This window comes from Dichotomicrobium thermohalophilum (assembly GCF_003550175.1).
Lineage (GTDB): Bacteria > Pseudomonadota > Alphaproteobacteria > Rhizobiales > Rhodomicrobiaceae > Dichotomicrobium > Dichotomicrobium thermohalophilum.
In genome coordinates, this window is record NZ_QXDF01000001.1 from 592613 (window position 1) to 618715 (window position 26103).

At 64.1% G+C, this 26103-nt stretch carries 29 protein-coding genes; 17 read left to right on the forward strand and 12 right to left on the reverse strand.

From position 1 onward, the window contains the following. The first annotated feature begins 42 nt into the window (after positions 1–42). From BXY53_RS02700 to thpR, 3 genes are read left to right on the forward strand one after another with little or no spacing between them, the layout of a single operon-like run. Positions 43–744, forward strand: coding sequence for an arylesterase (locus tag BXY53_RS02700; RefSeq protein WP_170144310.1), 702 nt, complete (start codon positions 43–45; stop codon positions 742–744). Positions 745–770: 26 nt separating this feature from the next. Next, positions 771–1814 (forward strand): aldo/keto reductase, encoded by a 1044-nt coding sequence (locus BXY53_RS02705; protein WP_119060389.1) that lies wholly within the window; start codon positions 771–773, stop codon positions 1812–1814. A 36-nt stretch (positions 1815–1850) separates the two neighbouring features. Then, complete coding sequence (gene thpR / locus BXY53_RS02710) at positions 1851–2408, forward strand: RNA 2',3'-cyclic phosphodiesterase (RefSeq protein WP_119060390.1); 558 nt, start codon at positions 1851–1853, stop codon at positions 2406–2408. On the opposite strand, the gene BXY53_RS02715 is transcribed toward thpR, so the two are convergent. Both BXY53_RS02715 and BXY53_RS02720 read right to left on the reverse strand, forming a co-directional pair. Then, the gene (locus BXY53_RS02715) at positions 2380–2895 is read right to left on the reverse strand and encodes a low molecular weight protein-tyrosine-phosphatase (protein WP_119060391.1); all 516 of its coding nucleotides are present in this window, start codon (positions 2893–2895) and stop codon (positions 2380–2382) included. The genes thpR and BXY53_RS02715 overlap by 29 nt on opposite strands. Before the next feature lie 195 nt (positions 2896–3090). Then, positions 3091–4617: an ArnT family glycosyltransferase gene (locus tag BXY53_RS02720; protein WP_170144311.1), complete on the reverse strand. Its 1527-nt coding sequence runs from the start codon at positions 4615–4617 to the stop codon at positions 3091–3093. 194 nt (positions 4618–4811) lie between these two features. On the opposite strand from BXY53_RS02720, the gene BXY53_RS02725 reads away from it, so the two are divergent. The 4 genes from BXY53_RS02725 (at position 4812) to BXY53_RS02740 (ending at position 7251) form a co-directional block, all read left to right on the forward strand. Further along, positions 4812–5681 (forward strand): glycosyltransferase family 2 protein, encoded by an 870-nt coding sequence (locus BXY53_RS02725; protein WP_119060393.1) that lies wholly within the window; start codon positions 4812–4814, stop codon positions 5679–5681. Between the two features lie 148 nt (positions 5682–5829). After that, the gene (locus BXY53_RS02730) at positions 5830–6192 is read left to right on the forward strand and encodes a lipid-A-disaccharide synthase N-terminal domain-containing protein (protein ID WP_425359176.1); all 363 of its coding nucleotides are present in this window, start codon (positions 5830–5832) and stop codon (positions 6190–6192) included. A 37-nt stretch (positions 6193–6229) separates the two neighbouring features. Continuing rightward, positions 6230–6721: a DUF302 domain-containing protein gene (locus tag BXY53_RS02735; protein WP_119060394.1), complete on the forward strand. Its 492-nt coding sequence runs from the start codon at positions 6230–6232 to the stop codon at positions 6719–6721. Positions 6722–6747: 26 nt separating this feature from the next. Next, positions 6748–7251: an NUDIX domain-containing protein gene (locus tag BXY53_RS02740; protein WP_147361474.1), complete on the forward strand. Its 504-nt coding sequence runs from the start codon at positions 6748–6750 to the stop codon at positions 7249–7251. A gap of 3 nt (positions 7252–7254) precedes the next feature. Here the strand turns inward: BXY53_RS02740 and folE are convergent, their stop codons facing one another. Next, the gene (folE, locus tag BXY53_RS02745) at positions 7255–7932 is read right to left on the reverse strand and encodes a GTP cyclohydrolase I FolE (RefSeq protein WP_119060396.1); all 678 of its coding nucleotides are present in this window, start codon (positions 7930–7932) and stop codon (positions 7255–7257) included. A gap of 262 nt (positions 7933–8194) precedes the next feature. Between folE and BXY53_RS02750 the strand changes: the two genes are divergently transcribed. The 9 genes from BXY53_RS02750 (at position 8195) to BXY53_RS02785 (ending at position 16576) form a co-directional block, all read left to right on the forward strand. Next, on the forward strand, positions 8195–8662 hold the full coding sequence (locus tag BXY53_RS02750) for an iron-sulfur cluster assembly scaffold protein (protein WP_119061725.1): 468 nt from the start codon (positions 8195–8197) through the stop codon (positions 8660–8662). A gap of 20 nt (positions 8663–8682) precedes the next feature. Continuing rightward, positions 8683–9144: a cupin domain-containing protein gene (locus BXY53_RS02755; RefSeq protein WP_119060397.1), complete on the forward strand. Its 462-nt coding sequence runs from the start codon at positions 8683–8685 to the stop codon at positions 9142–9144. Then, entirely contained in the window at positions 9125–9490 is a 366-nt protein-coding gene (gene yidD, locus BXY53_RS02760) for a membrane protein insertion efficiency factor YidD (protein WP_119060398.1), read from the forward strand. Before BXY53_RS02755 ends, yidD begins: the two co-directional genes overlap by 20 nt. A gap of 132 nt (positions 9491–9622) precedes the next feature. Then, positions 9623–9973, forward strand: a complete 351-nt coding sequence (locus BXY53_RS13950; RefSeq protein WP_147361475.1) for a hypothetical protein — start codon at positions 9623–9625, stop codon at positions 9971–9973. A 188-nt stretch (positions 9974–10161) separates the two neighbouring features. Next, positions 10162–12135 carry a threonine--tRNA ligase gene (gene thrS / locus BXY53_RS02765; protein ID WP_119060399.1) on the forward strand — a complete coding sequence of 658 codons (1974 nt, stop codon included), beginning with the start codon at positions 10162–10164 and terminating at the stop codon, positions 12133–12135. A gap of 28 nt (positions 12136–12163) precedes the next feature. Continuing rightward, a complete protein-coding gene (locus BXY53_RS02770) occupies positions 12164–13129 on the forward strand; it encodes a 2-hydroxyacid dehydrogenase (protein ID WP_119060400.1) in 966 nt (321 codons plus the stop codon). Positions 13130–13278: 149 nt separating this feature from the next. Further along, positions 13279–13659, forward strand: a complete 381-nt coding sequence (locus BXY53_RS02775; RefSeq protein WP_147361476.1) for a hypothetical protein — start codon at positions 13279–13281, stop codon at positions 13657–13659. A 281-nt stretch (positions 13660–13940) separates the two neighbouring features. Further along, positions 13941–15299: a tetratricopeptide repeat protein gene (locus BXY53_RS02780; protein WP_119061726.1), complete on the forward strand. Its 1359-nt coding sequence runs from the start codon at positions 13941–13943 to the stop codon at positions 15297–15299. Between the two features lie 47 nt (positions 15300–15346). Then, positions 15347–16576 (forward strand): OpgC family protein, encoded by a 1230-nt coding sequence (locus BXY53_RS02785; RefSeq protein ID WP_119060402.1) that lies wholly within the window; start codon positions 15347–15349, stop codon positions 16574–16576. On the opposite strand, the gene BXY53_RS02790 is transcribed toward BXY53_RS02785, so the two are convergent. After that, positions 16573–18966, reverse strand: coding sequence for a hypothetical protein (locus tag BXY53_RS02790; protein WP_147361477.1), 2394 nt, complete (start codon positions 18964–18966; stop codon positions 16573–16575). The two genes, BXY53_RS02785 and BXY53_RS02790, sit on opposite strands and share 4 nt — an antisense overlap. Before the next feature lie 330 nt (positions 18967–19296). On the opposite strand from BXY53_RS02790, the gene BXY53_RS02795 reads away from it, so the two are divergent. Then, complete coding sequence (locus tag BXY53_RS02795; protein ID WP_119060404.1) at positions 19297–20067, forward strand: metallophosphoesterase family protein; 771 nt, start codon at positions 19297–19299, stop codon at positions 20065–20067. A 47-nt stretch (positions 20068–20114) separates the two neighbouring features. Here BXY53_RS02795 and BXY53_RS02800 read toward each other — a convergent pair whose 3' ends face one another. From BXY53_RS02800 to BXY53_RS02835, 8 genes are all read right to left on the reverse strand, one after another. Further along, complete coding sequence (locus BXY53_RS02800) at positions 20115–21041, reverse strand: 3-hydroxybutyryl-CoA dehydrogenase (RefSeq protein WP_119060405.1); 927 nt, start codon at positions 21039–21041, stop codon at positions 20115–20117. A 60-nt stretch (positions 21042–21101) separates the two neighbouring features. After that, positions 21102–22055 carry an electron transfer flavoprotein subunit alpha/FixB family protein gene (locus tag BXY53_RS02805; RefSeq protein WP_119060406.1) on the reverse strand — a complete coding sequence of 318 codons (954 nt, stop codon included), beginning with the start codon at positions 22053–22055 and terminating at the stop codon, positions 21102–21104. A 2-nt stretch (positions 22056–22057) separates the two neighbouring features. Further along, complete coding sequence (locus tag BXY53_RS02810; RefSeq protein WP_119060407.1) at positions 22058–22816, reverse strand: electron transfer flavoprotein subunit beta/FixA family protein; 759 nt, start codon at positions 22814–22816, stop codon at positions 22058–22060. Positions 22817–23097: 281 nt separating this feature from the next. Then, complete coding sequence (locus BXY53_RS02815) at positions 23098–23814, reverse strand: rhomboid family intramembrane serine protease (protein ID WP_210209127.1); 717 nt, start codon at positions 23812–23814, stop codon at positions 23098–23100. An 18-nt stretch (positions 23815–23832) separates the two neighbouring features. After that, the gene (locus BXY53_RS02820) at positions 23833–24423 is read right to left on the reverse strand and encodes a cob(I)yrinic acid a,c-diamide adenosyltransferase (RefSeq protein ID WP_119060408.1); all 591 of its coding nucleotides are present in this window, start codon (positions 24421–24423) and stop codon (positions 23833–23835) included. Between the two features lie 37 nt (positions 24424–24460). Continuing rightward, the gene (locus BXY53_RS02825; protein ID WP_119060409.1) at positions 24461–25051 is read right to left on the reverse strand and encodes an acyloxyacyl hydrolase; all 591 of its coding nucleotides are present in this window, start codon (positions 25049–25051) and stop codon (positions 24461–24463) included. Between the two features lie 120 nt (positions 25052–25171). Further along, positions 25172–25360 (reverse strand): twin transmembrane helix small protein, encoded by a 189-nt coding sequence (locus BXY53_RS02830; protein ID WP_119060410.1) that lies wholly within the window; start codon positions 25358–25360, stop codon positions 25172–25174. Between the two features lie 95 nt (positions 25361–25455). Then, positions 25456–25908, reverse strand: a complete 453-nt coding sequence (locus tag BXY53_RS02835; protein ID WP_147361478.1) for a hypothetical protein — start codon at positions 25906–25908, stop codon at positions 25456–25458. Positions 25909–26103: the final 195 nt, after the last annotated feature.

Below are 26103 nucleotides of genomic sequence, written 5' to 3' on the forward strand. Positions count from 1 at the left end.
TTTGGTCCTGCGCGCGCAGAATGTAAACATCGGGAGATGACCATGCGCCGAACGATCCATGGCTGGCCGGTCGCGCTGAGCAACCTTGCACTTATCGTTATATACGCCGCGCTGATGGCGGCGGTTTGGCCGGACCGCGCGCGGGCAGAACAGGCGGGCGCCGGCGAGGAAGTGGTGATCGTTGGTTTCGGTGACAGCTTGATGGCGGGCTATCGGCTAGCGCCAGGGAAGTCATTTCCGGCTCAGCTTCAGGATGCGCTACGGGAGCAGGGCCGGAACGTGCGCGTGGTCAACGCCGGCGTGTCCGGCGACACGACGGCTGACGCGCTTGCCCGGCTGGACTGGGCGCTGCCAGATGACGCGGACGCGGTGATCGTCGAGTTGGGGGCGAACGACGCGCTGCGCGGGTTTGAGCTGTCCGAGACGCGAAGCGCGCTCGATGAAATCCTGTCGAAGCTGAAAGCGCGCGACCTCCCCGTCCTGCTCACGGGCATGGAGGCGCCGCGCAATTACGGCGAGGATTATGCCAAAGCGTTCCGCAACATGTACCAGGAACTGTCGGAGAAGCACGAGACGCTGTTCTATCCGTTCTTCCTGAAGGGCGTCGCGCTGGAGCCGGAACTCAATATGCCGGACGGCATCCACCCGACGGCAGAGGGCGTCGCGGTGATCGTCGAGAACATCCTGCCGAAGGTGCATGACCTGATCGCCCGCGCCCGCGAGCGCACCGCAAACGTCAACTGATAAGCAAGAACATCACGGGGGTCAGCATGGAGTATCGCCCGCTCGGACGAACGGGAATGCGCGTGAGCGCGATCTGCCTGGGCACCATGAACATGGGCGAGCAGAACACTGAAGCCGAAGGTCATGAGCAGCTCGACTATGCGCTCGATCAGGGCGTGAACTTCATCGACACAGCGGAGCTATACGCCATCCCGCCGAAGCCCGAGACGCAGGGACGGTCCGAGGAGATCGTTGGCTCCTGGCTGGCTTCCCGGCGTAACCGCGACAAGGTGATTCTGGCCACGAAGGTGACGGGACGCAGCCAGCGCATCGACTGGGTTCGCCAGGACGGCCGCCTTCCGGACCTCAGCCCGGAAAAGATCTTCGAGGCGGTGGATGATAGCCTGCGGCGGCTGCGTACGGATTACATCGACCTGTATCAGACGCACTGGCCTGATCGGCAGATGCGCCTTTTTTCAGGCCTCGAGTATACGCATCTCGGCGGCGACTCGATTCCGATCGAAGAGACCCTCGGCGCGCTGGACGAACTGGTCAAGGCGGGCAAGGTCCGCGCGGTCGGCGTTTCGAACGAAACGCCATGGGGCACGATGCGCTATCTGATGGCTTCAGAGACCAAGGGTCTGCCGCGCATCGCCTCGATCCAGAACGCCTACAACCTGCTCAATCGGACCTTCGAGATCGGCCTATCCGAGATCGCCTACCGCGAGGATGTCGGGTTGCTGGCTTATTCACCGCTGGCCCAAGGGTATCTGACCGGCAAATATGAGGGCGGCGCGCTTCCCAGGGGCTCGCGCAAGCAGCTCTACAACCGTTTGCAACGCTACGAGACGCCGCGCGCGCCCGCCGCAATCACCGCCTATGTCAATCTCGCGCGCGAGCACGGCCTCGACCCGGCGCAGATGGCGATCCAGTTCGTGACGACCCGTCCGTTCGTGACCTCGAACATCATAGGCGCGACGACGATGGACCAGCTCCGCGCGGATATTGACAGCATCCACGTGAAATGGACGGAGGAGCTGGAACAAGCGGTCGAGAATATCCATCTACATAATCCGAACCCGTGTCCCTGAACGGCGCGGGCGAGCCGATAACAACAGGAGACTTTCTTGCCACGACTGTTTACGGCGCTGGAAATCCCCGGCGAGCTGGTGCCAAAATTGGAAATGCTGCGCGGACGGCTGGCGGGGGCGCGCTGGATCGACCCTGAAAACTACCACCTCACATTGCGGTTCATCGGCGACGTCGAGGCCCCGGACGCAGATGATTTCGTGGAGGCGCTGTCTGAGATCTGGGTTGAGCCCTTCTCGCTGAAGCTCTCGGGCGTCGGCAGCTTCGGCGGGCGCAAGCCGCGCGCGCTGTGGGTCGGTGTTGAGGAGTGCGAGCCGCTGATGCGCTTGCAGCGGGCGAACGAGCGGGCTGCGCGTCAGGCGGGTCTGCCGCCCGAAACGCGGAACTTCTCTCCCCATGTGACGCTGGCGCGGCTGCGCGGGGCGGAGCAGGGGGCGGTGGCCAATTACCTCTCCGCAGTGGGCGCGTTCGAGGCTGAGCCCTTCCCGGTGGACCAATTCGTGCTGATGTCGGCGCGCGAAGGTTCGGGCGGCGGCCCCTATGTTGTCGAGGAGCGCTTCCCGCTGGTCAGTCCGAGCGCGCGTAAGCGAGCGTAGACTCTTCCTTCATCAGCGCGGCGAGCAGACCGCGGCTGGCCACTTCGATCAGGTTGAGCACGTAATCGAAGCCCTCCGGGCCGCCGAAGAACGGGTCCGGGATCTCACAGATCCCCATCTCCGGGGCGTATTTCATGAAGAGGCGGATGTTCGGCTCATAGACATCCGGCGCGAGGTTCATCAGCCGGTCGTGGTTCGACCGGTCCATCGCCAGAACGAGATCGAAGCTCTTGAAGTCGTCGCGCGTGACCTGTCGCGCACGCTGGGTCGATATGTCGATGCCACGCATCCCGAGGGCCTGCTGCGCGCGGATGTCCGGCGGACGACCCACATGCCAGCTTCCGGTGCCCGATGAGTCGATCCGAAAGCGATCGGCCATACCGGCATCGGCCACCACCTGGCGGAACACGCCCTCGGCCATCGGCGAGCGGCAGATATTGCCGAGGCAGACGAACAAAACGGAGATCTGCTGCCCTGCGTCCCGCATTAACAGGCGCCTTCAACTCATCATGACTCAAGGATGAACAGCTTACCAAAGCGGCACGCTCAGGCAAGACAAGGCGGGGGCGCAGGTTAATGACCCCGGCGGATTTGTCGCGGAAAAGTTAATGAAGCAGGGGACTTAACGCATGCGGCGTGAAGTCGTACGCCTTTGGTCGTATGTGGACAGTGCAGCCACGCATCAGTCGGCCGGGCGGAAGCCTTCCAGGCGATAGAAATGCAGCTCCCGGCTGTCGGTCGGGCCTGCGGAGAAGCGCTCCTGCCCGAGCTTCGTCACACTGTCGAACCGCTCGCCGATACTGCCGATGCGTTCGCGGCGCGTCACCAGGAGCACCGGCTCCGGTGTCTGCGCGGTGATCGGCCGTGTCATCTCGAAGTGGTCGCTGGGCGGTCCCTCATTCCGCCATCTCGCAATCGGGATGTCCGTGTCGCGCAGGTAGTAGATCAGCTCGGCCGCGAGCGAGCGGCGGTCAGTCATCACGCTCGCGAAATCCCCATCTGCGAATCGTGCCTCGGTGCCCTTCGCGATCGCCTGCCACCCCAGAACCCGCGCAAACGGGTCTTTCCCGCCTGGCAGCGAAATTTGCCCCGCGAACACCGTTCCGAAGGAAATGGTTGCAAGCGCAAGGAGGTGGATCAGAAACGAGGCCGCATACCAGCCGCGCGCACTGCGTTCGACCATCAGCGCCGCAACAAGTACCGACGCCGAGACATAGGCCACCGCCGCCCAGTTGGCATGCGCGCGCGACAGGAACGCCTGCACCGTGATCAGCAGGATGACCGGCACCGCAAAGCACAGCAGCAGCCGGTAGGGATCACTCCAGCCCTCGCGCACCGCCCGCCATGTCGCCCAGATCAGGATGCCGAACAGCAAAGGCCCGAATACGCCGAACTGCGCACCGAAGAACTCCAGCGCCTCGATGGGATTGCCCAGCGAGCCGCTCCAGTTGGCGTTGTCAGCCGTGTGCGAGAAGGTCGCGAAGCCGTGCTGCAGGTTCCAGATGACGTTCGGCGCGAGCAAGGCACCGGCGAGCAGCAGCACCATCGCGCCGCGCAGATCGGTGAGCAGCCAGCGCGCTCGCGGGCTGAGGAGCATGTAAACGGCCAGCCCGAGGAAGAAGTACACCATCGCGTATTTCGCAAGCAGCCCCACCCCCACTGTGAGCCCGAGAGCGACTGACCAGCGCCAGGCCCGGGTCTCCAGAAGCTTGACGAGACACAACAGCGCCAGCGCCCAGAAGAACAGGAGCGGCACATCGGTGGAGATCAGCGTCGAGGATAGCGAGATTCCCGGAAGCGTCGCGAACACCACGGCCGCCCAGAAGCCGAACCGTGCATCGAACAGCTTGCGCGTCAGCAGGAAGACGATGACGCTCGTCGCCGTATGCATGACCGGGGAGATGGCGCGAATGCAGGCTTCGCCGTTCCCGCAGATTTCGCTCGCGGCACGGATCAGCCAGGCGATCACGGGCGGCTTGGAATAGTAGCCCCAGTCGAGATCGCGCGACCACGCCCAGTATTGCGCCTCGTCGAAGAAGAAGTCCGTGCCCGCGAAGTAGACAGTGGCGAGCCGGACCGCTGTCAGCGCGCCCAGAAACACCACCAGCCGCCAGACAAACCCCTGGGGCAGCATGTCGACCGGAAAGATCGGGCGCGGCTCGCTCGCCCCCGGCGGCGCGTTGCCGCCCGCGCGGGGATGCGCCGACAATTGATCGCTGGTGTCTTGCGGATGGATTTGCACGTCGGACCGCCGCCCCGTCTTACGCCTCCCTCGCAGCATCGCGCGGGGTATTTGCTTAAATCAGCCTTGATTGCGTGTTTTGCCTGCGGAGTGTGGCATCAACAAGCTTGTAGCGCGCCGGCGCGGCCTGCTATGCGGATTTCATTGAAGAGCGAGTTGTTATGGTAACGGTTGATCAACCAGAGCTGCCGGCCGTCTCTGTGGTCATTCCGGCGCTGAACGAGGAGGGCAACATCGCCAAGCTCGTGCAGGAAACGCTGGATGTCGTGCCGGCCCACGCACTGACCGAGATCATCGTCGTGGATGACGGCAGCACCGACTCCACACCTCAGGTGCTCCGCGGAATGGCCGAACGGGAGCCACGCCTGCGCGTAATCCGACACGGCGAGCGTTGCGGCCAGAGCACGGCGCTGCGCACGGGCATTCTCGCGGCGCGAAGCGACGTTGTCGCCACGATGGACGGCGACGGGCAGAACGATCCGCGCGACATTGTCAGCTTGCTGTCGAAGCTGGGGCAGCCGCACGGGGCTGGCCCGGCGCTCGTCGGCGGTCACCGGGTCACGCGCAAGGCCAGCGGCGCGAAGCGACTTGCTTCCCGCGTGGCCAACCGGGTCCGTGGTGCGCTGTTAAAGGATGACAGCCCGGATACCGGCTGCGGGATCAAGGTGTTCTGGCGCGATGTGTTCCTCCGGCTGCCGTTCTTCACCAGCATGCACCGCTATTTGCCGATGCTTTTTCGCGTCTACGGGTTCGAGACGGCAACGCACCCGGTCAATGACCGCCCGCGCGTGGCTGGCGAATCGAAATACACAAATTTCGGCCGGCTGATGATCGCGATCTATGACCTGATCGGCGTGGTCTGGCTGCGCCGGCGGACGAAAATTCCACAGATCGCGATGGATACAGGCGCGGCGGCGCGGCGTTGGTCGCTGGATTACGGGGCGCAGCCGCGGATTGATGAAACACGACCGGAGGTGGCGACGTCACCCGCGCGCAACGCGCAGCGGCACGAAACGGCCCTAAACGGCTAGTCCGATTGAAGAGGCGTAAGTTTTCGTTTAACCAATAGTTTCGAGGGCAGCGCCGCGGCACGGCGCGATTGCTCCGCCACCGGCGAAACGCGGAGCACACGGCGAAGAATTCGCGCAGCAAGCGCGACAGCCCTGGGGGCACAACACGATGGACATGAACCAGGCCGCAGGCTGGTGGGCGAATATTTCGTGGCTCGAACTGAGCTGGCTCGCCGTCGGCTTCATGGCGCAAGCCATGTTCTCCATGCGGTTCCTCATGCAGTGGATTGCCAGCGAGCGCGCGCGTCAGAGCGTCATGCCGGAAGTGTTCTGGTATTACAGCTTCGCGGGCGGCCTGATGCTGTTCGTCTACGCGATTTACCGAATGGATCCGGTGTTTATCCTCGGCCAGGGCACGGGGCTGTTCATCTACTCCCGCAACATTTACTTTATCTGGCGGGCAAAGAAGATGGCGCCCCCGCCAGCTCAGGAAGGAACTCCGGCCCCCGCCGCCAAGGTTCCGGCCGAGTAGCGCGGATCGGCGCCGCACCACGACCGAAGGAGAGGTCATGAGCCGGAGAGGAATCATCTGGCCTGTTGCAGCAGTGTCTCGCGCTCTAGCTGCTTTCGCGCTGACGCTCGGCTTTCTTGCTGGTGGAGTACAGGCGCAGGACAGCCTGATCGTGAAGGAAAGCCCGCACAGCGTTGCGGACACCCTGGATCGACTTGCCGTTGCCGCCGAAGAAAAGGGGCTGAAGGTCTTTAGCCGCGTCGACCACGCGGCTGGCGCGGAAACCGCCGGTCTCGATCTGCGGCCCACTCAGTTGCTGGTCATCGGCAATCCGAAGGTCGGCACACCGCTTATGCAGGCTGACCAACGGATGGCGCTGTCATTGCCGTTGCGTATCGCGTCCTGGCAGGACGAAGACGGCTCGGTCTGGGTTGGCTACTGGTCGCCGGAAGTGTTCGCCGTCCAGTACGGCGTCTCGGGCCAGGCGGAACGACTCAAGAAAATGGCGGATGCCCTGGACGGGCTCACAAACGCCGCGATCGCTGAGTAGCTGCGCCGGTCCCGGAGATTTGCGTCGTGAGCGATCGGGAGCAGAGCGGGGCGCCGCCATCAGTCGGTGACATGCCCGACTGGCAGTCCGGCACGCGGCTGCCGCGTGTGTCCGTGCGGGCACTGGTCCTCGACGGTGACGACATTGTTGCGGTCGAGAACCTGAGTGCGCCGGGTAAGCTGCACATGCCGGGCGGTGGCATCGAGCATGGCGAGACAATGCTGGATGCCCTGAAACGCGAGTTGCGCGAGGAGCTTTGCGTTGGCCCCGCCACGGCAGATTACCTGCTTGCGATCGAGAACTTGTTCGACACCTACCTTGGGCTTTACCACTGCGTGGAACACGTCTTCGTCGTTACGCCCGACGGCCGCCCCCGCGCAGGCGAGGACGGCCTGAAAATGCACCGCCTGCCGTTTGCAGAGATTGGCCGCGCCAACTTATATCCGACCGCGTTCCGCGACGTCCTGGCGCGGACGGATTGGCGCGAACAGCGGTGCTTACGGGCGGGGAAATTCGCGGACGATCACTGAGCGTCAGCCGACGCTCGGCCGGCGGCCGTGCACCATGTTCAGGAAGCGGTCGCGATAATCGCCGTCTTCCTTGAATACGCCAGTAAAGCGCGTGGTGATGGTCGAAACGTCGGTCTTGTGCACGCCGCGCGTGGTCATGCACTGATGAAGCGCATCCACCAATACCGCGACGCCGCGGGGCTTCAGCGCCTGCTCGATGGCCTCGGCAATCTGAGCTGTCATCGTCTCCTGCGTCTGCAAACGCTTGGAGAAGATCTCCACGACACGCGCGAGCTTCGAGATGCCCACGACGCGATCGCGCGGCAGATAGGCCACATGCGCAACGCCCAGGATCGGCGCAATGTGATGCTCGCAGTGGGACTCCAGACGGATGTCGCGCAGCATCACAAGATCATCATAGCCGTGGACCTCCTCGAAGGTGCGCGACAGCACTTCGAAGGGATCCTCATGGTAGCCGGCAAAATATTCGCGGTACGCGTCCACGACGCGGCGCGGCGTATCGCGCAGACCCTCGCGCGCCGGATCGTCGCCCGCCCAACGGATGAGCGTGCGCACGGCGGTCTCGGCCTCTTCACGCGTCGGCGCCGGCTCAAGATGGCTGTCCGCGCCCCCGTCGCCCGCGCCGTTGTTGCGCGTCGGGGCCTCGAGATCGCCGGTAGAGGTGTTCAACGCAGCTTTCATGTCCTGTCTATCCAAAGCTCAGCTCGTTACGCCGGTTGTTCCTGATCGGATCGGTCCGCCCGGTGTCCTGCGGCCCCGGCACATCTTGACATGCTCATCCCGGGGTTCCCATTCTTTTCGAGGTGAACGCAAGCGCGGATTGTCCGCGATATAGGAAAATCGCGCCTGTGCGTGAAGTGCACAAGCACACATTCATTGTTACGCGCGGTCTGCGCAAAAGGATGAATCGGAGCCGTTGTTCGCCAGCACGCCGGAAGGTGACATGACCGATCTCGAGGACATTTATGCCGACAAACTGCTCGCGCTTGCCGCGGCGATCAGCCGGACCGACCGTCTGACGGCGCCGGACGCGAGCGCCTCGGCGCATTCGAAGCTGTGCGGCTCGACGGTCGCCGTGGACGCCTGCTTCGAGGATGGGCGCATTACGGATTTCGGGCAGGAGGTGAAGGCCTGCCTCCTCGGTCAGGCCACAGCGTCGGTCGTTGCGCGCGAGATCGTCGGCACACCGATCGAAGAGTTCCGCGAGGTCGCCGCGCAGATGCGGGAGATGCTGAAAGCTGGCGGTGAGCCGCCTGGCGGACGCTGGGCCGATCTGTCGCTGCTGGAGCCCGTCCGCGATTATCGCGCGCGCCATGCGTCCACCCTGCTCGTGTTCGACGCGCTCGAAGAGGCGATCGACAAGTACGAAGCCGGCAAGACCGATGCGCCCGCCGCAGCGGCCGGGCAATAGCCGGGGAAAGGCATTTCAAAATGGCCAAGGTGGCTGACAGCCGGCATGTGGATGCGCGGCGCGGGTCGGTCTATCCGCATCCGTTCCGCGACCAGCTCGAAGGCAGGCTGAAACGCAGGCTCGGCGATATCGTGGGCCTCAGGCAGTTCGGCGTGAACCTGGTGACGCTTGAGCCGGGCGCGTGGTCCTCGCAGCGCCATTGGCACGAGAAAGAGGACGAATTCGTCTACATCCTCACCGGCGAAGCCACGCTGGTCACGGATGATGGCGAGCAAACGCTTGGCCCCGGCATGTTCGCCGGCTTCCCGGCGGGCGAGGCAAATGCGCACCGACTGGCGAACAACACGGACACGCCGGTGGTTTATCTGGAGATCGGCACGCGCACGCTGGATGAGCGGGCCTATTATCCCGATGTGCAAATGAAGGCGCACAAGGTCGATGGCAAATGGGTCTTCACGCGGAATGACGGCACGCCCTATTGAGCAGCACGGCCCGCTGGCGCGTCTGGCGCGCGCGGGGCTAAAGCTGCCGATCCATTTCTACCGGTATGTTATATCGCCCGTGATTGGTCCGCGCTGCCGCCACCTGCCAACCTGCTCGCAATACGCGCTGGAGGCGATCGACAAGAACGGCGCATGGAAGGGCGGCTGGCTGACCCTGTCGCGGCTGTTGCGTTGCCACCCCTGGGGCACGGATGGCTTCGACCCCGTGCCAGATCTGCGCGGAGAGCGGCATCGTTTCGCGCCATGGCGCTACGGCCGCTGGACACGGCGGCAGATGGATCTGTCGGTTGAAAAAGTGAAGGATAATCAGAAGTTTAAAGGCTGAGCTTCCTCAAAAAAGTCGCACATGTCCCAATAAGCTCGCTGACAGTCGCGCAAATCCGCGTTAGTCTCGCAAAGTCCGAGGGAGGGTGTTACCCCGTCCGGCGCCTGGCGCCGTGGGGAAAGGAGTGAGACGATGCGCTATCAACTCCTCTCGGCTCTTGCCGTGGCCGGAGCCTTGCTGACGGCAGCCTTTGCCACGCCGGCCTCGGCTGTTCCATCGACCAGGATACTCGGCCAGCCTGCTGGCCTCTTGGATCGGGTGTCGAGCGAGACGGTCAATAAGGTCTACTATCGCCGTTATCACCGGCGCAGATTCAGGCGGCATTGGCGGCGCAAGTTCCGCCGCCATTTCCGGCGCTATCACCGCCATGCCCGGCCATATTACCGGAGGCGGCACCGTTACTGGAAACGGCGCCATTACCGCCGGTATCACCGGCCTCGTTATCGTCGGCACCATTACTGGCGGTACAACCATCGCTACTGATCGCTGAAACAGGGCGTGGTCCGTTCGGGCCGCGTCCCACTTGGCAATCCGAAGCCGGGCAGGCCCGCCTCAGCGCGGGCTTTTTTCGTTGCCTGGGCCGGTCTCCGGTTGACACGGGGCGGCATACTCGCCACCACATCTGTGTAACGTCTTACCCGCTTTGTTGGCGGGAGTGAGAGGAGCACGACATGATCCACCTGACCTTCCCCGACGGCGCTGAACGCGAATACGAATCCGGTATCACCGGCGCTGACATCGCCGCGCAAATCTCGAAATCGTTGAGCAAGAAGGCCGTCGCGATGAAGCTCGACGGCGAGCTGCGCGACCTTGCGGATCCGATCGAGAGCGACGCGAAAATCGAATTCATCACCCGGGACGACCCCGACGCGCTGCCGCTCATCCGGCACGATTGCGCGCATGTCATGGCCGAGGCCGTACAGGAGTTGTGGCCCGAGACGCAGGTCACGATCGGTCCGGTCGTAGAGAACGGCTTCTATTACGACTTCGCGCGGGACGAGCCGTTCCACCCCGACGACCTCCCCAAGATCGAAGCGAAGATGCGCGAGATCATCGAGCGCGACAAGCCGTTCACGAAGGAGGTCTGGGACCGCGAGGAGGCCAGGCGCTTCTTCCGCGAACAGGGCGAGCACTACAAGGTCGAGCTTGTCGACGCGATCCCCGAGGATCAGGACATCCGCATCTACCGCCAGGGTGAATGGCTCGACCTGTGCCGCGGGCCGCACATGACCTCGACGGGCAAGGTCGGCAAGGCCTTCAAGCTGATGCGCGTCGCGGGCGCTTACTGGCGCGGCGACCCGAACAACCCGATGCTCCAGCGCATCTACGGCACCGCCTGGGCGAACCAGAAGCAGCTCGACGCCTATCTCCTGATGCTGGAGGAGGCCGAGCGCCGCGACCATCGCCGTCTGGGCCGCGAGATGGACCTGTTCCATTTCCAGGACGAGGCACCCGGCGCGGTCTTCTGGCACGCCAAGGGCTGGCGGCTGTTCCAGTCGCTGATCGGCTACATGCGCCGCAAGCAGGAAGAGTGGGGCTATCTGGAGGTCAACTCGCCCGACATGCTCGACCGCAGCCTCTGGGAGACCTCCGGCCACTGGGAAAAGTTCGGCGAGAACATGTACGCCGTCGAGATGCCCGACGAGCGCGTCTATTGCTGCAAGCCGATGAACTGCCCCGGCCATGTGCAGATCTTCAAGAACGGGCTGAAGTCCTACCGCGACCTGCCCATGAAGATCGCCGAGTTCGGCAAGGTCCACCGCTATGAACCGTCCGGCGCGCTGCACGGCATCATGCGCGTGCGCCACTTCACGCAGGACGATGCGCACATTTTCTGCACCGAGGAGCAGATCACCCAGGAATGCGTGACGCTCAATGAGCAGATGCTGGCGATCTACCGCGACTTCGGCTTCGAGGACGTCGAGATCAAGTTCTCCGACCGGCCGGAAAAGCGCGTCGGCTCCGACGAGGTGTGGGACAAGGCCGAGGCCGCGCTGCGCTATGCGGTCGAGACGGCGGGCATGGACTATGAGTTGAACCCCGGCGAGGGCGCGTTCTACGGGCCGAAGCTGGAATACACCTTGCGCGATGCCATCGGCCGCGAGTGGCAGTGCGGCACGGTGCAGGTGGACCTGAACCTGCCGGGCCGGCTCGGCGCCTTTTACATCGGCGAGGACGGCGCGAAGCACACGCCGGTGATGATCCACCGCGCGATGTTCGGCAGCCTGGAGCGCTTCACCGGCATCCTGATCGAGCATCACGCCGGGCACCTGCCGCTGTGGCTGTCGCCGGTGCAGGTGATGGTCTGCACGATTGTCTCAGACGCGGACAAATACGCCGAGAAGGTCGCGCGGGAGCTGGCGAAGGCCGGGCTTCAGGCCGAGGTCGATTTGCGCAACGAGAAGATCAACTACAAGGTCCGCGAGCACTCCCACGCCAAGGTGCCGCTGCTGTTCGTTGTCGGCAAGCGCGAGGCGGAGGAGAAGACCGTGTCGATCCGCCGGCTGGGCAGCAAGGGGCAGGAGGTCCTGCCGCTGAAGGACGCGGTGAAGATGGTGAAGGCCGAGGCCGTGCCGCCGGACATGAAGAAGGCGGAGAGCGCGAACGGCAAGGCGAAGAAGAACGGCGCGCGGCAGGCTGCTTAGCGATCGCCGCCAACAAGAAGAGTTCCGAATGACCGAAAAGCCTGTCCTGTGGATCACGCGCAAGCTCTCGGCCAATACCGAGGCCCGCGCCGCGCGCGACTATGACGTGATCCTCAACCCGGAGGACCGCGTGTTCTCCCGCGACGAGATCTTGGAGATGAGTTCGCGCGTCGATGCGATCCTGCCGTGCCATTCGGAGATCTTCGACGCAGAGACGGTCGCGCGGCTCGACCCGCGCGTGAAGATCATCGCCAACCATTCGGTGGGCGTGGACCACTGCGACCTCGACGCACTGAAAGGCCGGGGTATCGTCGTGACCAACACGCCGGACGTGCTGTCCAAGGCGACCGCCGAGATCGCCCTGCTGCTCATGCTTGCCGCCGCGCGCCGGGCGGGTGAGGGCGACCGGCTGGTGCGCGCGGGGCAGTGGGATAGCTGGAGCCCGTCCTTCATGCTCGGCACGCAGATGACCGACAAGCGCCTCGGCATTGTCGGCATGGGCCGCGTCGGGCAGGCCTTCGCCAAGTTGGTCGAAGGCTTCGACATGGAAATCCACTATTATAACCGCCGTCGCCTGCCGCCCGAGCAGGAGCGCGGCGCGATCTACCACGAGACGGTCGACGACCTGCTGCCGCACTGCGATTTCGTGTCGCTGCACTGCCCGGCGACGCCGGAGACCGAGAACCTGATGAATGCCGAGCGCCTTGCTTTGCTGCCCGACGGCGCGATCCTCGTGAACACCGCGCGGGGCAAGCTGGTGGATGAGGACGCGCTCATCGCCGCGCTGAAGTCCGGTAAGCTGGCGGCGGCGGGGCTGGATGTGTTCAAGACCGAGCCGGGCGGCAACCCGGCTTTTGCCGAACTCGACAACATCTTCATGCTCCCGCATATCGGCAGCGCCACGCGCGAGACCCGCGACGCGATGGGCTTTCGGGCTCTTGATAATCTGGACGCTTTTTTCGCCGGAGAGGAGCCGCGCGACCGCGTGGCGTGACACTGGCGCGCTGTGGAGCCGGTCCCGACTGCGTTTGACGCGCGGCGTCTTGTGCCTGATAACTAGGGGAGGTGTGGAAAACACCGCCACCTTGGCGTGTTCCGGTTTTCGGGCCGCCGAACCTTGTACTCGAACGTCAGGAGCCTCTTTTGACTTCAGATGATAGCGGCAACCTTCCGACTGATGCCGAACTGGACCAAATGCTGACCGATCCGGGCATTCGCTCCAAGCTCGGGCAGATCCTCGAAGCGAACGACATCGACACCCCGCTCGATGACATGACGCAGGAGACGCAGCGCGACGTTCTGCGTCAGGTTATCCATCAGCAACAGCAGCAGGCGCAGGCGTCCGAAGTGCCTGAGCATCTGGTGGACGCGCTGCTCGGCGATGAGAAGATGCGCCCGGCCCTGGAACAGGCCCTGCAGGCCGCCGGCATCGACAAGTCGCTTGACGAGATGGAGGAAGATGAGCGGCGGCATTACGCGCGCCAGTTCATTGAGGCCCTCCAGCAGTCGCAGCAGAACCAGTAGCGACCGCCAGCGGGACCGTAAGACGACATGACGCGCATTTCAGCGCGGCAGGTCGTTGTGTGACGTTCCCGCGGCGGCGACCCGTCCCCAAGCGCGATCCCCCCTTGCGGGGGCTATCTTTCCCCCACCAACACACAATCTTGAGCCGACGTGAACAGCCGTCATTTTGTTGGCTGCAAGGGGGACGTCTATTCTCGCCTGTATGGTTGCTCTCGGAGGACGCGCGGACGGAACCCGCCTGCGCATCCTCGTTGAGCGATATGCAGTGCTTCGGAGACACCATGTCGCGCGACGACCAAGGCGGTCATCCGGTCCAGCTCGAGTCGCAGAAGGCGCTGGACGCCTGGAACGCAACGGTGCGCGGGTTCCTCGCGCATTCGGCCCGCACACCGGAGTATCTCCAGACGGTCATGCAGGAAGCGCCCGGCTTCGCCCTGGCCAGGATAGCCATGAGCTTTTTCCTCCTTCTGCTTGGGCGCGCGGAACTGACAGAAGAGGCGCGACGCAATGCCGCCGAAATCGAAAGCCTCGCGAGACAGGGCGCGCTGGATGCACGCGAGCGCCGTTATGCGGTGGCGCTTGAGGAATGGCTGCGCGGACGGCCGAGCGCGGCCGCAGCCGAGCTTGAGGGCGTGCATCGGCGCTGGCCCGGCGATGCGCTCGCGCTGAAACTGTCTCACGGCATTCGCTTTATGCTCGGCCAGCGTTCAGCGATGCGCGGTGCACTGGAGGATGCCCTGGGGGTCTACGGCCCGGATCATCCTCTCGCCGGATTTATGCATGGCTGTTACGCCTTTGCGCTCGAGGAGACAGGCGCTTATCGCTCTGCCGAAGGGGAAGGGCGGCGCGCGCTGGACCTCGCGCCGGATGATGCCTGGGCCCTGCATGCGGTCACGCACGTTTATGATATGACCGGCCAGTCATCTCACGGGGCCGACTTTGTTCTGGAAAACAGAAGCGCGTGGGGTCACTGCAATAATTTTCGCTATCATGTGTGGTGGCATTTGGCGCTATTCCATCTCGATATGGGCGATTATGACGCCGTCCTGACCCTCTACGATCACCGCATTCGCGCCGACGGCACAGACGATTACCGTGATATTGCAAATGCCACCTCATTGCTGGCCCGCCTGGAACTGGAAGGCGTCGACGTGCGCGCACGCTGGAAAGAACTCGCCGATCTGGCCGAACGGCGGATCAATGACGCCAGCGTGGTCTTTGCGGATCTGCACTACATGCTTGCGCTGACGGGTGACAAACGCACCGGCTCGGCGCAGCGGTTGATCCAGCGGCTTGATTCTTCGGCCGCAGCGCCATCAGGCGAAATGGACGCCGTGGCTGCCCGTGCGGGCGTCCCCGTGGCTGAGGGGTTACAGGCATTCAAAAATACCGATTACCAAGGCGCCTATCAGCTATTGGCCAAGGCTCGGCCGCATCTCGAGTCTATCGGTGGCAGTCATGCGCAACGGGATGTGTTCGCGCGAATAACCATCGACGCCGCCATCCGCGCCGGCGCGGTCCGCGAGGCTCGCGGCTTGATCGAACAGCGGGAGCGGGAGCGCGGCGCGACGGATCGGTTCTCGCGATCCCGTGCTGCCTGGATTGACGAAGCGCGACGGCATCCGGAGACAGCAGTCTGAAACGGCCGGGATCGGCGCGTCCAGCCTGAGGAGAAGGGGGCACGAAGATGAATTTCGAGAGCGCGCCAACCGGACGTCGACCGCGCGACCCGCGCCTGGACTTCTTCCGCGGATTGGGGATGTTCATCATCTTCATCGCCCATATCCCCCTGAATGTCTGGACGCTCTGGATACCGGCGCGCTTCGGCTTTTCCGACGCGACCGAGATCTTCGTGTTCTGCTCCGGCATGGCCTCGGCCATTGCCTTTGGTCGGGTGTTCGATGAGCGCGGCTGGTGGATGGGCACGGCGCGTGTCAGCCACCGCGTCTGGCAGGTCTATTGGGGGCACATCGCGCTGTTCCTCATCATCGCCGCGATGGTCGTGGGGCTCGACGCTACGGGCTGGTACGGGGAAGAAAACCACTTCCGCGACCGGCTCAATCTCGTCTGGTTCTTCGATAACACCGCGACCAACCTCGTTGGCCTGCTGACATTGACCTACGTGCCGAACTATTTCGACATCCTGCCGATGTATCTCGTCATTCTGGCGCTGATGCCGCTTGTTGTGATGCTTGGTTGGCAAAGCCGCTATCTGGCGGCTGCGTTTATCGCTGCATTGTGGCTCGGCGCGAACCTTGGGTGGCTCTGGCTGCCGGCAGAGCCTTGGAGCGATCGCGAGTGGTTCTTCAACCCGTTCGGCTGGCAGCTTGTGTTCTTCACGGGCTTTGCCTTCATGCGCGGCTGGATCCCCGCGCCGCCCGTCAGCCGGGCGCTTATCGTCGCCGCCCTTGCCGTCGTCGTTCTGACGGTCCCGGTGGCGTGGTACCGCATCTATACCGAGGTGCCGCTGTTCATGGGGTGGCGCGAGGCGCTAGGGCCGCTGATTGCCAAGACCGACTTCGGCATCCTGCGCTATGTGCACTTTCTTGCGCTGGCCTATCTGGCCTGGGCGGCCGCGGGTGAGCATGGACGGCGGTTGCTCGGCGGCGGTGTTTGGGGCCGGTTCGTCCGTGTCGTGCAGAAGGTCGGGCAGCAGTCGCTGGCGGTGTTTCTGACGAGCATGGTCCTGGCCCAGATGAGCGGCGCTGTGCTCGACTTTATCGGGCGGGAGCCGGTGACCTTTGCGCTGGTCAACATTACCGGCTTCGGCGTGCTGATTGTGACCGCTTACGTGACAGCGTGGTACAAGTCACAGCCTTGGCGTGGCCCGAAGCCGGCAAGTTTTGCGACCGAAACGGCGCCGCTCGCGGGCGGTTCGGCCAGATCGGCCGAGTTGGCCGGCGCGCGCCGCGACTAGCGCAGCAGCCACGCTTTCAGTTCGGAAATCTGGCTGCTGCCGTTGGGATTGCCCAGTTCCGCCGCTCGCTGATACCAGCGGAACGCCTCCGTAGCGTCGGGGCTGGCATTCGCCGAAGTCAGGCCCGTGAACGTGCGCGGATCGTAGGATGTGCCGAGCGCAAGGGCAGCCGCCGCGCTGCCGTCCTCGGTTTCAGAACGGAGGATTTCACGTGCCGCCAGCACGTCGCCCTCACGAATCAGGTTCTCGGCGCGTTCGATCGGGGATCGCTGCGGCTCGGTCGCCGCTGGCGATGTCTCCGCGCCCACTGCGGCTGTGCGCGTCTCGCTGGCCTCGGCCACCTGCGCGCCCGCGACTTCAACGTCAAACGCGACCTCTTTGCCCAGCGGCGTACGGGCGTCCGCGCCCAGAAGCTGTGCGTCGAGCGTGAACACACCTGTGAAGCCGTCGGGGACGGTCAGCGTAAGATCTTTCGCGCGGCCTGCTGAAAGCAGCCAGCTTCCGTTGCCAGTGTCCACGCCCGCGGAGAGCTTCACACCGTCCGGCAAGCCGGTCATCCGGATGAAGCGGTCGCCGTCGCCGCTGGGCACTGACAGAGCCAGGGGGATCGCCTCGTTGGCACGACCGGAAACGGAACTCGCATCAATCAGTGCGGCTGTTTTGGATTCTCCGCCGCCCGCGTCTGGCGCCGTTGCCGGGGTATCAGGCTGAGTGGCGGCGGCAGTCTGCGCGGTCTCGCTCTGCGTGTCCGCGCGAGGCTCGACCGGTGCGGACTGTGTCGACTCTTCTGTTGTCTGGCCCGTGGCGGAGGGATCCGACACGGCTTCGGCCACTTGATCCTCCCTCGTGTCGCTTGCCGGTGCTCCGCGCTCCGGTTCAGACGTCGCTGTCTCTTCAAGCTGGGACGAGGTCGATGGCGTGGTGGTTGCAGGCTCCTGTTGCGTCACGAAGGAGTTGAATACGAATACTGCGGCTACGCCGGCCGCCGCAATACCGCCGATAAGACCCAGACCGGCGGCGCCCAGCAGCTTTCCGCTCGCTTCAGACTCGCCGGCGCCGACGTCGATTGGCGGGTGGAAGGTTCCCGCGGGCTCTGGTGAGGGCGCCGGGTCAGCCGGTTGCGCGCTTTCAGGCGCATGGGCAGCTCCCATGGCGTCAGTGCGATAGTCGGCTGCATTCACGGACGGCTCCGGCGTCTCGGCCGGCTCCGGGGCGGCCCAGGCATCGTCTGGACCGTCGGCCGCAAAATCCGTACGGGCGCGCGGCTCGTCGGCTGCTGCCTGCGGCGTGTTCGGCGATGACGCTTCGTCGCCGACGTGCTCATAGAGATAGCTGAGGACCGCTTCAGTGGTTTCCTCGTCGATTGCCGCCGTGTCCTGCCGCGGATCGCCTGGCTCAGCGTCGAAGTTTTCCTCATCTACCGCCGCATCGTGCGCCTCATCGGGGACGTTCGCGCCTGCCCACTGAAGGATTGGGCCGCTGGCCGTGCCTTCCGCGTCCTCGCGGGTGTAGCCGTGATTTTCGCCCTTCTCGTCGTCGCCATACACGCTGCGCAGAGCCGACTGGACGGCGTCGGCCAGCGGGTCGCCGGGTGCTCCGCCGAACGCGTTGGTATCGGCTTGCGGGGCGTCCTCACCAAACCCCGTCAGGCCAGCGCCTTTCGCGGGCTGGGAGTCCGCCGGAGTCGCGTTGAGCATACCGTCCACAGGCAGGTCGAAGGGCAGGTCGCTCTCATCGTCGGAGTCGCTTTCCACCCCGCTCCGCGATGCGCTACCGCCCGAGGCCTGTGTGGCGGCCCGCGTCTCTGGCTTGGCCTCGCGCGCCAACTCGAAAGTGTCTGTCGGGTCGGCGAATTCCGGTTCCGAGCTGGCGAAAAGCGCGCGCAGGTCGAGTGGCTCCTCCTCGTCCTGCTCGTCCACGCTGGCTTCTGTCGCCGCGCCGTCTGTCTCAGCCGCAGCGACTTCGGCATTCTCGGCCGCGGCTTCCGCTTCCGCGGGGGGCTCGGACGTTTGCTTGCCCGCGGTTTGGCCCGCGTTGGGATTGCCCATTGCGTCCCGGTCCTCGGGCCGATCCTCAGCCTTTTCCCATTCCTCCTCAGCCGCCGTTTCCGATTTAATCTCGCCATCGGGCTTCGCCTCCGCGCCCGCAGGCTTTTTCCCATCCTCAAGGTTCGTAGGCTTTGCCTCCGCGCTCGCGGCCGTCGCGGCCTCTTCGCGATCCGGCTCGCCGGCCGCGGCTGGTCTCTCGTCTTTCACCGTTTGCGTCGTATCGTCCTTGGCGTTGTCCGTTTCGCTCGCCCGCGCGGGTGCCTCGGGCGTCTGCGCTTCGGGTTCCGTCTTCAGCGAAGCGTTTGAATCACCGGAGGTTTTCGGGCTTGTCGAGCTGGACATGTCGAACTCCTTGTCCCGTACAGGGATCATGGCCTTATACTGAGCGTGGATCGCCCGTGCGCGCCGCGTGGTCGTGCCTTGTCCAGCGGGTCACCGCGCCGCGGCCCGTCACGGGTCGCCGCAGAAATCTTCGGAAGCGGTTGACCGAAACCGGACAGGACCGCAAGCGATCGAACCAATACACCGAATGATTGCAGTTGTCAGTGAGCCTCCACTTAAACCGTTGTTTAACCGGGAAATACGGCATCACTGAGCAAATTCAAAGCCGAAAAACATCGCGATACGGTCATTGATCAACACGCGCTCTCGTCGCGTCTCAGGAGACCTTTCATGGCAAGCGAAACCGGCTCGGAAAATGGTGACGGCGCGCAAGAAGGGCCGAAGACCCCGCGCGTTCCGGATGACATCAGGGTCTATGCGATTGGCGATATTCACGGGCGGGCGGACCTGCTTTCCGAGATGATGCAACGCATCACACGTGATAGCAACGCTGCGCCGCCTGTGCGAGAGACGATTTTGGTGTTCGTCGGCGATTACGTCGATCGCGGGGCGGACAGCGCGGGCGTGATCGACCAGCTTGTCGCGCTCAAGGGCGGCGACAGGTTCAAGACGCATCTGCTGAAGGGCAATCACGAGGTGATGTTCCTCGACTTCCTGGCAGAGCCGTCGGCGTTCTTCCAGTGGGCGGCCAACGGCGGTGTGACGACCCTGGAATCCTACGATATCGACGTCGCGGCGGTGCCGGAGGATAGCCCAGAGCGGCTGCGCCACATGGCGCTGGAGACCATTCCCGATGAGCATCTGAAGTTGCTGCGCAGTCTCGAGACCTCAGTGATTATCGGCGACTACATGTTCGCCCATGCCGGTGTGCGGCCAGGTGTGCCGCTCGATGCGCAGCTGGAGCGCGATCTGATCTGGATTCGCGAGCCGTTCCTGGATTACCAGGGGGATCTCGGCAAGGTCGTCATTCACGGGCACACGCCCGTGCCCGAGCCGGAAATCCGCGCGAACCGCATCGATATCGACACGCTGGCCTGGCGCAGCGGGATGCTGACCGCGCTGGTGCTGGAAGGGGCAAACCGCCGGTTCCTGCAGACCTGAGTGCGAGAATGCTTGCCGTCATTGCGCCGGCCAAAGGGCAGCAGGGCTCAGCGTGTCGGCACGGGCGGGTCGCTGCGGTAGTCATAGAAGCCGCGCCCGGCCTTGCGGCCCAGCCAACCTGCCTCGACGTATTTCACCATCAGGGGACACGGGCGATACTTCGAGTCGGCCAGCCCTTCGTACAGCACCTGCATGACGGACAGGCACGTGTCCAGCCCAATGAAGTCGGCGAGTTGGAGCGGGCCCATCGGGTGGTGCGCGCCGAGCCGCATCGCTGTGTCGATTGCTTCCACATTGCCGACGCCTTCGTAGAGGGTGTAGACCGCTTCGTTGATCATGGGGAGCAGAATGCGGTTGACGATGAAAGCCGGGAAGTCCTCGGCCACGGCCACCGTCTTGCCGATGGTCTCCACGAAAGCGCGCGAGGTGCGGAAGGTATCGTCTGCGGTGGCGATGCCCCGGATCAACTCGACCAGTTTCATGACCGGCACCGGGTTCATGAAATGCATGCCGATGAACTGCTCGGGCCGGTCGGTGGTCGAGGCGAGCCGCGTGATGGATATCGACGACGTGTTGGAGGCGAGAATCGCGCTGGCCTTCAGGTGCGGGCACAGGTCGGTGAGGATGCGCCGCTTGATGTCCTCGTCTTCGGTTACCGCCTCGATAATGAGGTCGCAATCGCCGAGCGCCTCCAGGCCGTCAGCGAAGCTGATCCGCGCCAGGGCCTCGTCGCGTTCCGCCTCGGTGATCTTTCCCTTGGAAAGCTGGCGTCCAAGGTTGTTGGAGATAATCTCGATCGCCGCGTCATACTGGGCGCGGGACAAGTCGTTCAGCTCCACCTCATAGCCCGCCAGCGCGGCGACGTGGGCGATACCGTTGCCCATCTGGCCAGCGCCGATGACGCCGACCTTGCGGATCGACAGCTCGGCGCGAGAAGAGCCTTCGGGATTGCGTTCAAGCGCGTCCTCAGCCATGCGATGCGATGTCCTTTCGCCTTGATGAAGCGTCCCGCCAAAGCCCTCTGGGGCCGAGCGTTATTCGCCCGGCGCGAGTTCGCGGTCCAGCTCCTGCTCGATTTCCGGTATGGCCTCGAAAAGGTCTGCGACCAGGCCGTAATCGGCAACCTGGAAGATCGGCGCTTCCGGGTCCTTGTTGATGGCCACGATGACCTTGGATTCCTTCATGCCCGCCAGATGCTGAATCGCTCCAGAGATTCCGACTGCGATATAGAGGTCTGGCGCGATAACCTTGCCGGTCTGGCCGACCTGATAGTCGTTCGGCACGTAGCCCGCGTCCACCGCCGCGCGGCTGGCCCCGATCGCTGCGCCGAGCTTGTCAGCCAGGCGCTCCAGCATCTGGAAGTTTTCGCCGGACTGCATGCCGCGTCCGCCGGAGATCACGATCTTCGCGCTGGACAGGTCCGGCCGGTCGGAGGCGGTAAGCTGCTGGTCGACGAAGGTACTCAGGCCCACCGGCTCCGGCGCGTTGACGGCTTCAACCGGCGCTGGTTCCGCGCGCTTGCCGCTATCCGGGAAAGCCGTCCCGCGGACCGTGACGATCTTTTTCGGGTCGGTCGTCTGCACGGTCTGTAGCGCATTGCCCGCGTAGATCGGGCGCTCGAAGGTGTCGGGGCCGTGCACGGCGATGATGTCGGAGACCTGCCCGACGTCAAGAAGCGCGGCGATACGCGGCATGATGTTCTTGCCGGAGCTCGTCGCGGCGGCGATAGCGGTATCGTAGCTATCCATCATCGGCACGACGAGCGCGGCCATTTCCTCGGCGATCTGGTGGTCGAGATGCGGCGCATCGGCGTGCAATACCTTGGCGACACCCTCCATCCGTGCGGCCTGATCCGCGGCGGCCTCGCAGTTGTGGCCAGCCACGAGGACATGCACGTCGTCCTCGATCTGGCGCGCGGCGCTGAGAACCTTGCTCGTGGCCGCGTCCAGCTCTCCATTCGTCAATTCGGCGATCAGCAACACGCTCATGGTTACAGCACCCGCGCTTCGTTTCTCAGCTTGTCGATCAGTTCCTGGACACTTTCGACCTTCACGCCGCCCTGGCGCTCCGGCGGCTCTGTCGTATTCAGCACCTTGAGCCGCGGCGCGAGGTCGACGCCGAGATCGGCAGGCGCCATCTCCTCGAGAGGCTTCTTCTTCGCCTTCATGATGTTTGGTAGCGAGGCATAGCGCGGTTCGTTGAGGCGCAGGTCCGTCGTGATGATCGCCGGCAGCTTCATCGACAGCGTTTGCAGACCGCCGTCGACCTCGCGGGTGACATGCAGGCCGCCATCCACCGCTTCCAGCTTGGAGGCGAATGTCGCCTGCGGCCAGCCCAGCAGCGCGGCGAGCATCTGACCGGTCTGATTGCAGTCGTCATCGATCGCCTGCTTGCCGAGAATGACAAGCTCCGGGGCTTCCTTCTCGATCACCGCCTTGAGCGTCTTGGCGACCCCGAGCGGTTCGACGGTCTCGTCCGTCTTGATGAGGATCGCGCGGTCCGCGCCCATCGCCAGCGCCGTGCGCAGGGTTTCCTGCGCCTTCTGCGGTCCGATCGACACCGCGACGATCTCTTCGACGCCCTTGTCGCCCGCTTCGCGCAGCCGGATCGCTTCCTCGACCGCGATCTCGTCGAACGGGTTCATGGACATCTTGACGTTGGTGGTCTCGACGCCGCTGCCGTCCGGCTTGACGCGGATTTTGACGTTGTAATCGACGACCCGCTTAACCGGGACGAGGATCTTCTTCATGCGTGTCTCCCGTGCCGGGCTTTGCCTGCCATTCCGTGGATAGTGATGTTCGCTCGACCCGACAACATTAGCGGAACAGACCGAGGGCAACAATGACGCGCGCGACCTTCCGAGAGCGTTCTGGGACAAGCCGTTGCTGCGACGCGTTGACGCCCTCTGCGCGTCGGCCCGATGGCTCGCAAGCGCGCGCATCTCGCATCTGCGAAGTTGCAAACGCTAGTCCCGCACGCGCGGCAAGTCAATCTCTCGAAAACCTTGGGCGTGCCGGGCTCCTGCGCGGACTATGCAGCGGCGCGATCGAACAGCGGAACACCCGGTCGACGCATGAACAGCACCAGGATTGCGCCCGCGCCGAGCCCGCCGACATGCGCCCACCAGGCGGTGTGGCTGTCGGCCGAAAAGAACAGGCTGTAGAGCTGGAACGCCACCCAGATGCCCAGAGCGACGCCAGCGCTGATCCGCAACGGGAAGAAGGGCAGCGCCAGCACCCATAACCGCACTTTGGGATGCAGCATCAGATAAGCGGCCACGACGCCCGAAGTCGCCCCGCTCGCGCCGATCAGCGGCTGTTCGGAGCCCGGCACGGCCAGCGTATGCGCCAGCCCGGCGAAGACGCCGCACATGATGTAGAACAGGAGGAACCGGATGTGGCCCATCGCGTCTTCGACGTTATCGCCGAACACCCACAGGAAGGCCATGTTGCCGGCGAGATGCAGGATACTGCCGTGCAGGAACATGTAGCTGACCAGCGTCAGCCGCTCTGGCACCTGGGCCTGCCCGCCGAACACCTGGTAGGTGGAGTCGCCGAAAAAGCCGGCATTGAGCAGTTCCGCCGGGATCAGTGCGTAGCCCCAGATGCTGTACACATCCGCGACCGATACCGCGCCCGACTGGAACACCACGTAGATAATGATGTTCGCGGCGATTAGCGCCAGCGTTACGGCCTGGAAGTGAATTTTCTCGACGGGGTTGTGATCCCAGACCGGAATGAACGGCACGCGCTTTTCCCCAAGTCCCTAACGGTTGGCGCCCGGCTTCCAGAGCACGTCGCCGGCACCCTTGTCATTAAGGTAGCGGCTGGCGACGAACAGGTAGTCAGACAGCCGGTTGATGTATTTGAGCGCCGGCTCGCTCACATGCTCGTCCTCCGTGGCCGCCAGCGCCACGATCAGGCGTTCGGCGCGCCGGCAGATGGTCCGCGCCATGTGCAGCGCCGCCGCGGCGGGCGTACCGCCGGGAAGCACGAAGGAGGTGAGCGGCTGCAGTTCGCCGTTCATCCGGTCGATCTCGCTCTCCAGCCAGGCGGCCTGCTCGTCGGTCATGCGCAGCGGTTCGTAGGGGAGTTCCTCGCCCGTGTCCGGCACGCAGAGATCGGCGCCAAGATCGAACAGGTCGTTCTGGATGCGGATGAGACTGGCGCGCATCTGCGCATAGTCGGCTGGCGTATCGGGCACCGACAGCAGCGCCATGCCGAGCGAGGCGTTCAGCTCGTCGACCGTTCCGTAGGCCGAGATCCGCAGATGGTTCTTCGGGACGCGTGCGCCCGTGCCGAGCGCGGTCGTGCCGCTGTCGCCGGTACGGGTGTAGATTTTCGTGAGGACGACCATAAGCTACCTGTTACTGGGCGCCTGTCAGACGCCGCCATTACCAGCGGTAGCCTAACTGCACCCCGGCGCTGGTCAAGCCCTGGTTCTCGTCGCACAGCCCGCCATTGGACATGTGCGACACTGTTGCGAGGAGTTTCCACTCCGGCGAGAGCGCGATGCCGAGCGCGGCGGACTCGCGGAAATTGGCCGTGCATCCGAAGGAGTTGTGGGAATCGCCCGTCGGACCGTTGTGGATCGCGCCGCCGAAACTCCCTTCGATAAAGACGGAATCCGTCAGCCAGGCATCCCAGGTCAGGCCGAAATACGCCAGGCTGGTATCGCCGGAGGTGTTGATCTGCGCGCCGACATGAGGGCGCGGGCTGAGCAGGATGCCCAGCGGATCACCCGTGCGCGGGCCAAGCCGGTGCAAAAGCAATTCGGCGTTGATGTCCCAGCCATCTTCGTTGTCGTTGGTTTCAAGGTCATGCGCGAGCACGCCCAGGCGGACCTCGTCAACGAGACCGGGCGCCCGCGGAGCAGGCTCCGCAAAGGCCGCGACCACCGAAAGCAACCACGCGAGCGCGGCAACACCGAAAACGAAATGCGGAAAATAGAGTCTGCGCAGCCGCGCCGCCGCCTGCCGAATCATCACGCCCCCCGATATTTATTAATCTTGTGTGAAACGGCGGGGTGGCTAAGTCAAACAGCCTGCGGCATTTCGCCCAAATTGTGACAGCGCCTGTGGCGCGAGCCACACAGAGGCGGGGGCTTACCGGGAGAAGAAGACCGCGGCCATGATGATGACGATGGCGAGAAACTGCAGACCGACGCGCCAGCGCATGAGCTTCTGGCTGGTGTCGCTGGAGCCGAGACGGAACAGGTTGACCAGTCCCGCAACGAGCACCACCGCGACGGCCCCGACGGCGAGATAGGTCAGATTGTGCGTCAACATTGCCATGTCGTGCGTGCCTGCATGATTGTTCGCGCTGCGCCGTTTGACGCGCGCATCTGTCTGCGTGGCGGTGAAACGACCGTGCCGGTCAGGCCGCGGGTTCAGGCGTTACGCCCGGCGATCAGCCAATAAACCAGGCCGGCCGCGAAGCCGCCGGTGGCATAGATCGTGAGGTACTGCGCAGACGGCACCGCCTCCGCAGGCGCGTTCTGCACGATGTATGCCAGAGGCATGACGATCATCGCCAGGCCACCTGCCACTATATAGTAAAGCGCAGCGCGGATTTTAGCCACCTCCCCGACGATCACCGCGACGAGCCCTGGCAGCACGCTGAGCGTCGGCGCGACCGTCACGAAGAAGGCGACGAATCCGATGCCGCGCAGGAACACCTCCTCTGGCGGCTCGCGCGGGTCGGCCAGCTCGTTCGAGTGGGCGGCCAGTTCGCGCGCCGCCCAGTCCGCGCCCACGGCGAACAGCACGATCAGCGCCGTCAGGCAGGCGAGCGTAAAAGCAAATACGACAGCGATGATCCGGCGGATCGCTGGCCAGATCATTGGCGTCTCCTTCTGAATCGCTTTTCGGCTGGACCGGATGATCCATTGCCCTTTTCGCTGGCTCTGAAAGTCGTCATTGCCGGGCTTGACCCGGCAACCCAGCCGATAGGCACTGCTGTTAAGGGCATGGATGCCCGTGTCAAGCACGGGCATGACGTCTTGGCAATAGAATGCCCCGCCAGAAAGAAAAAACGG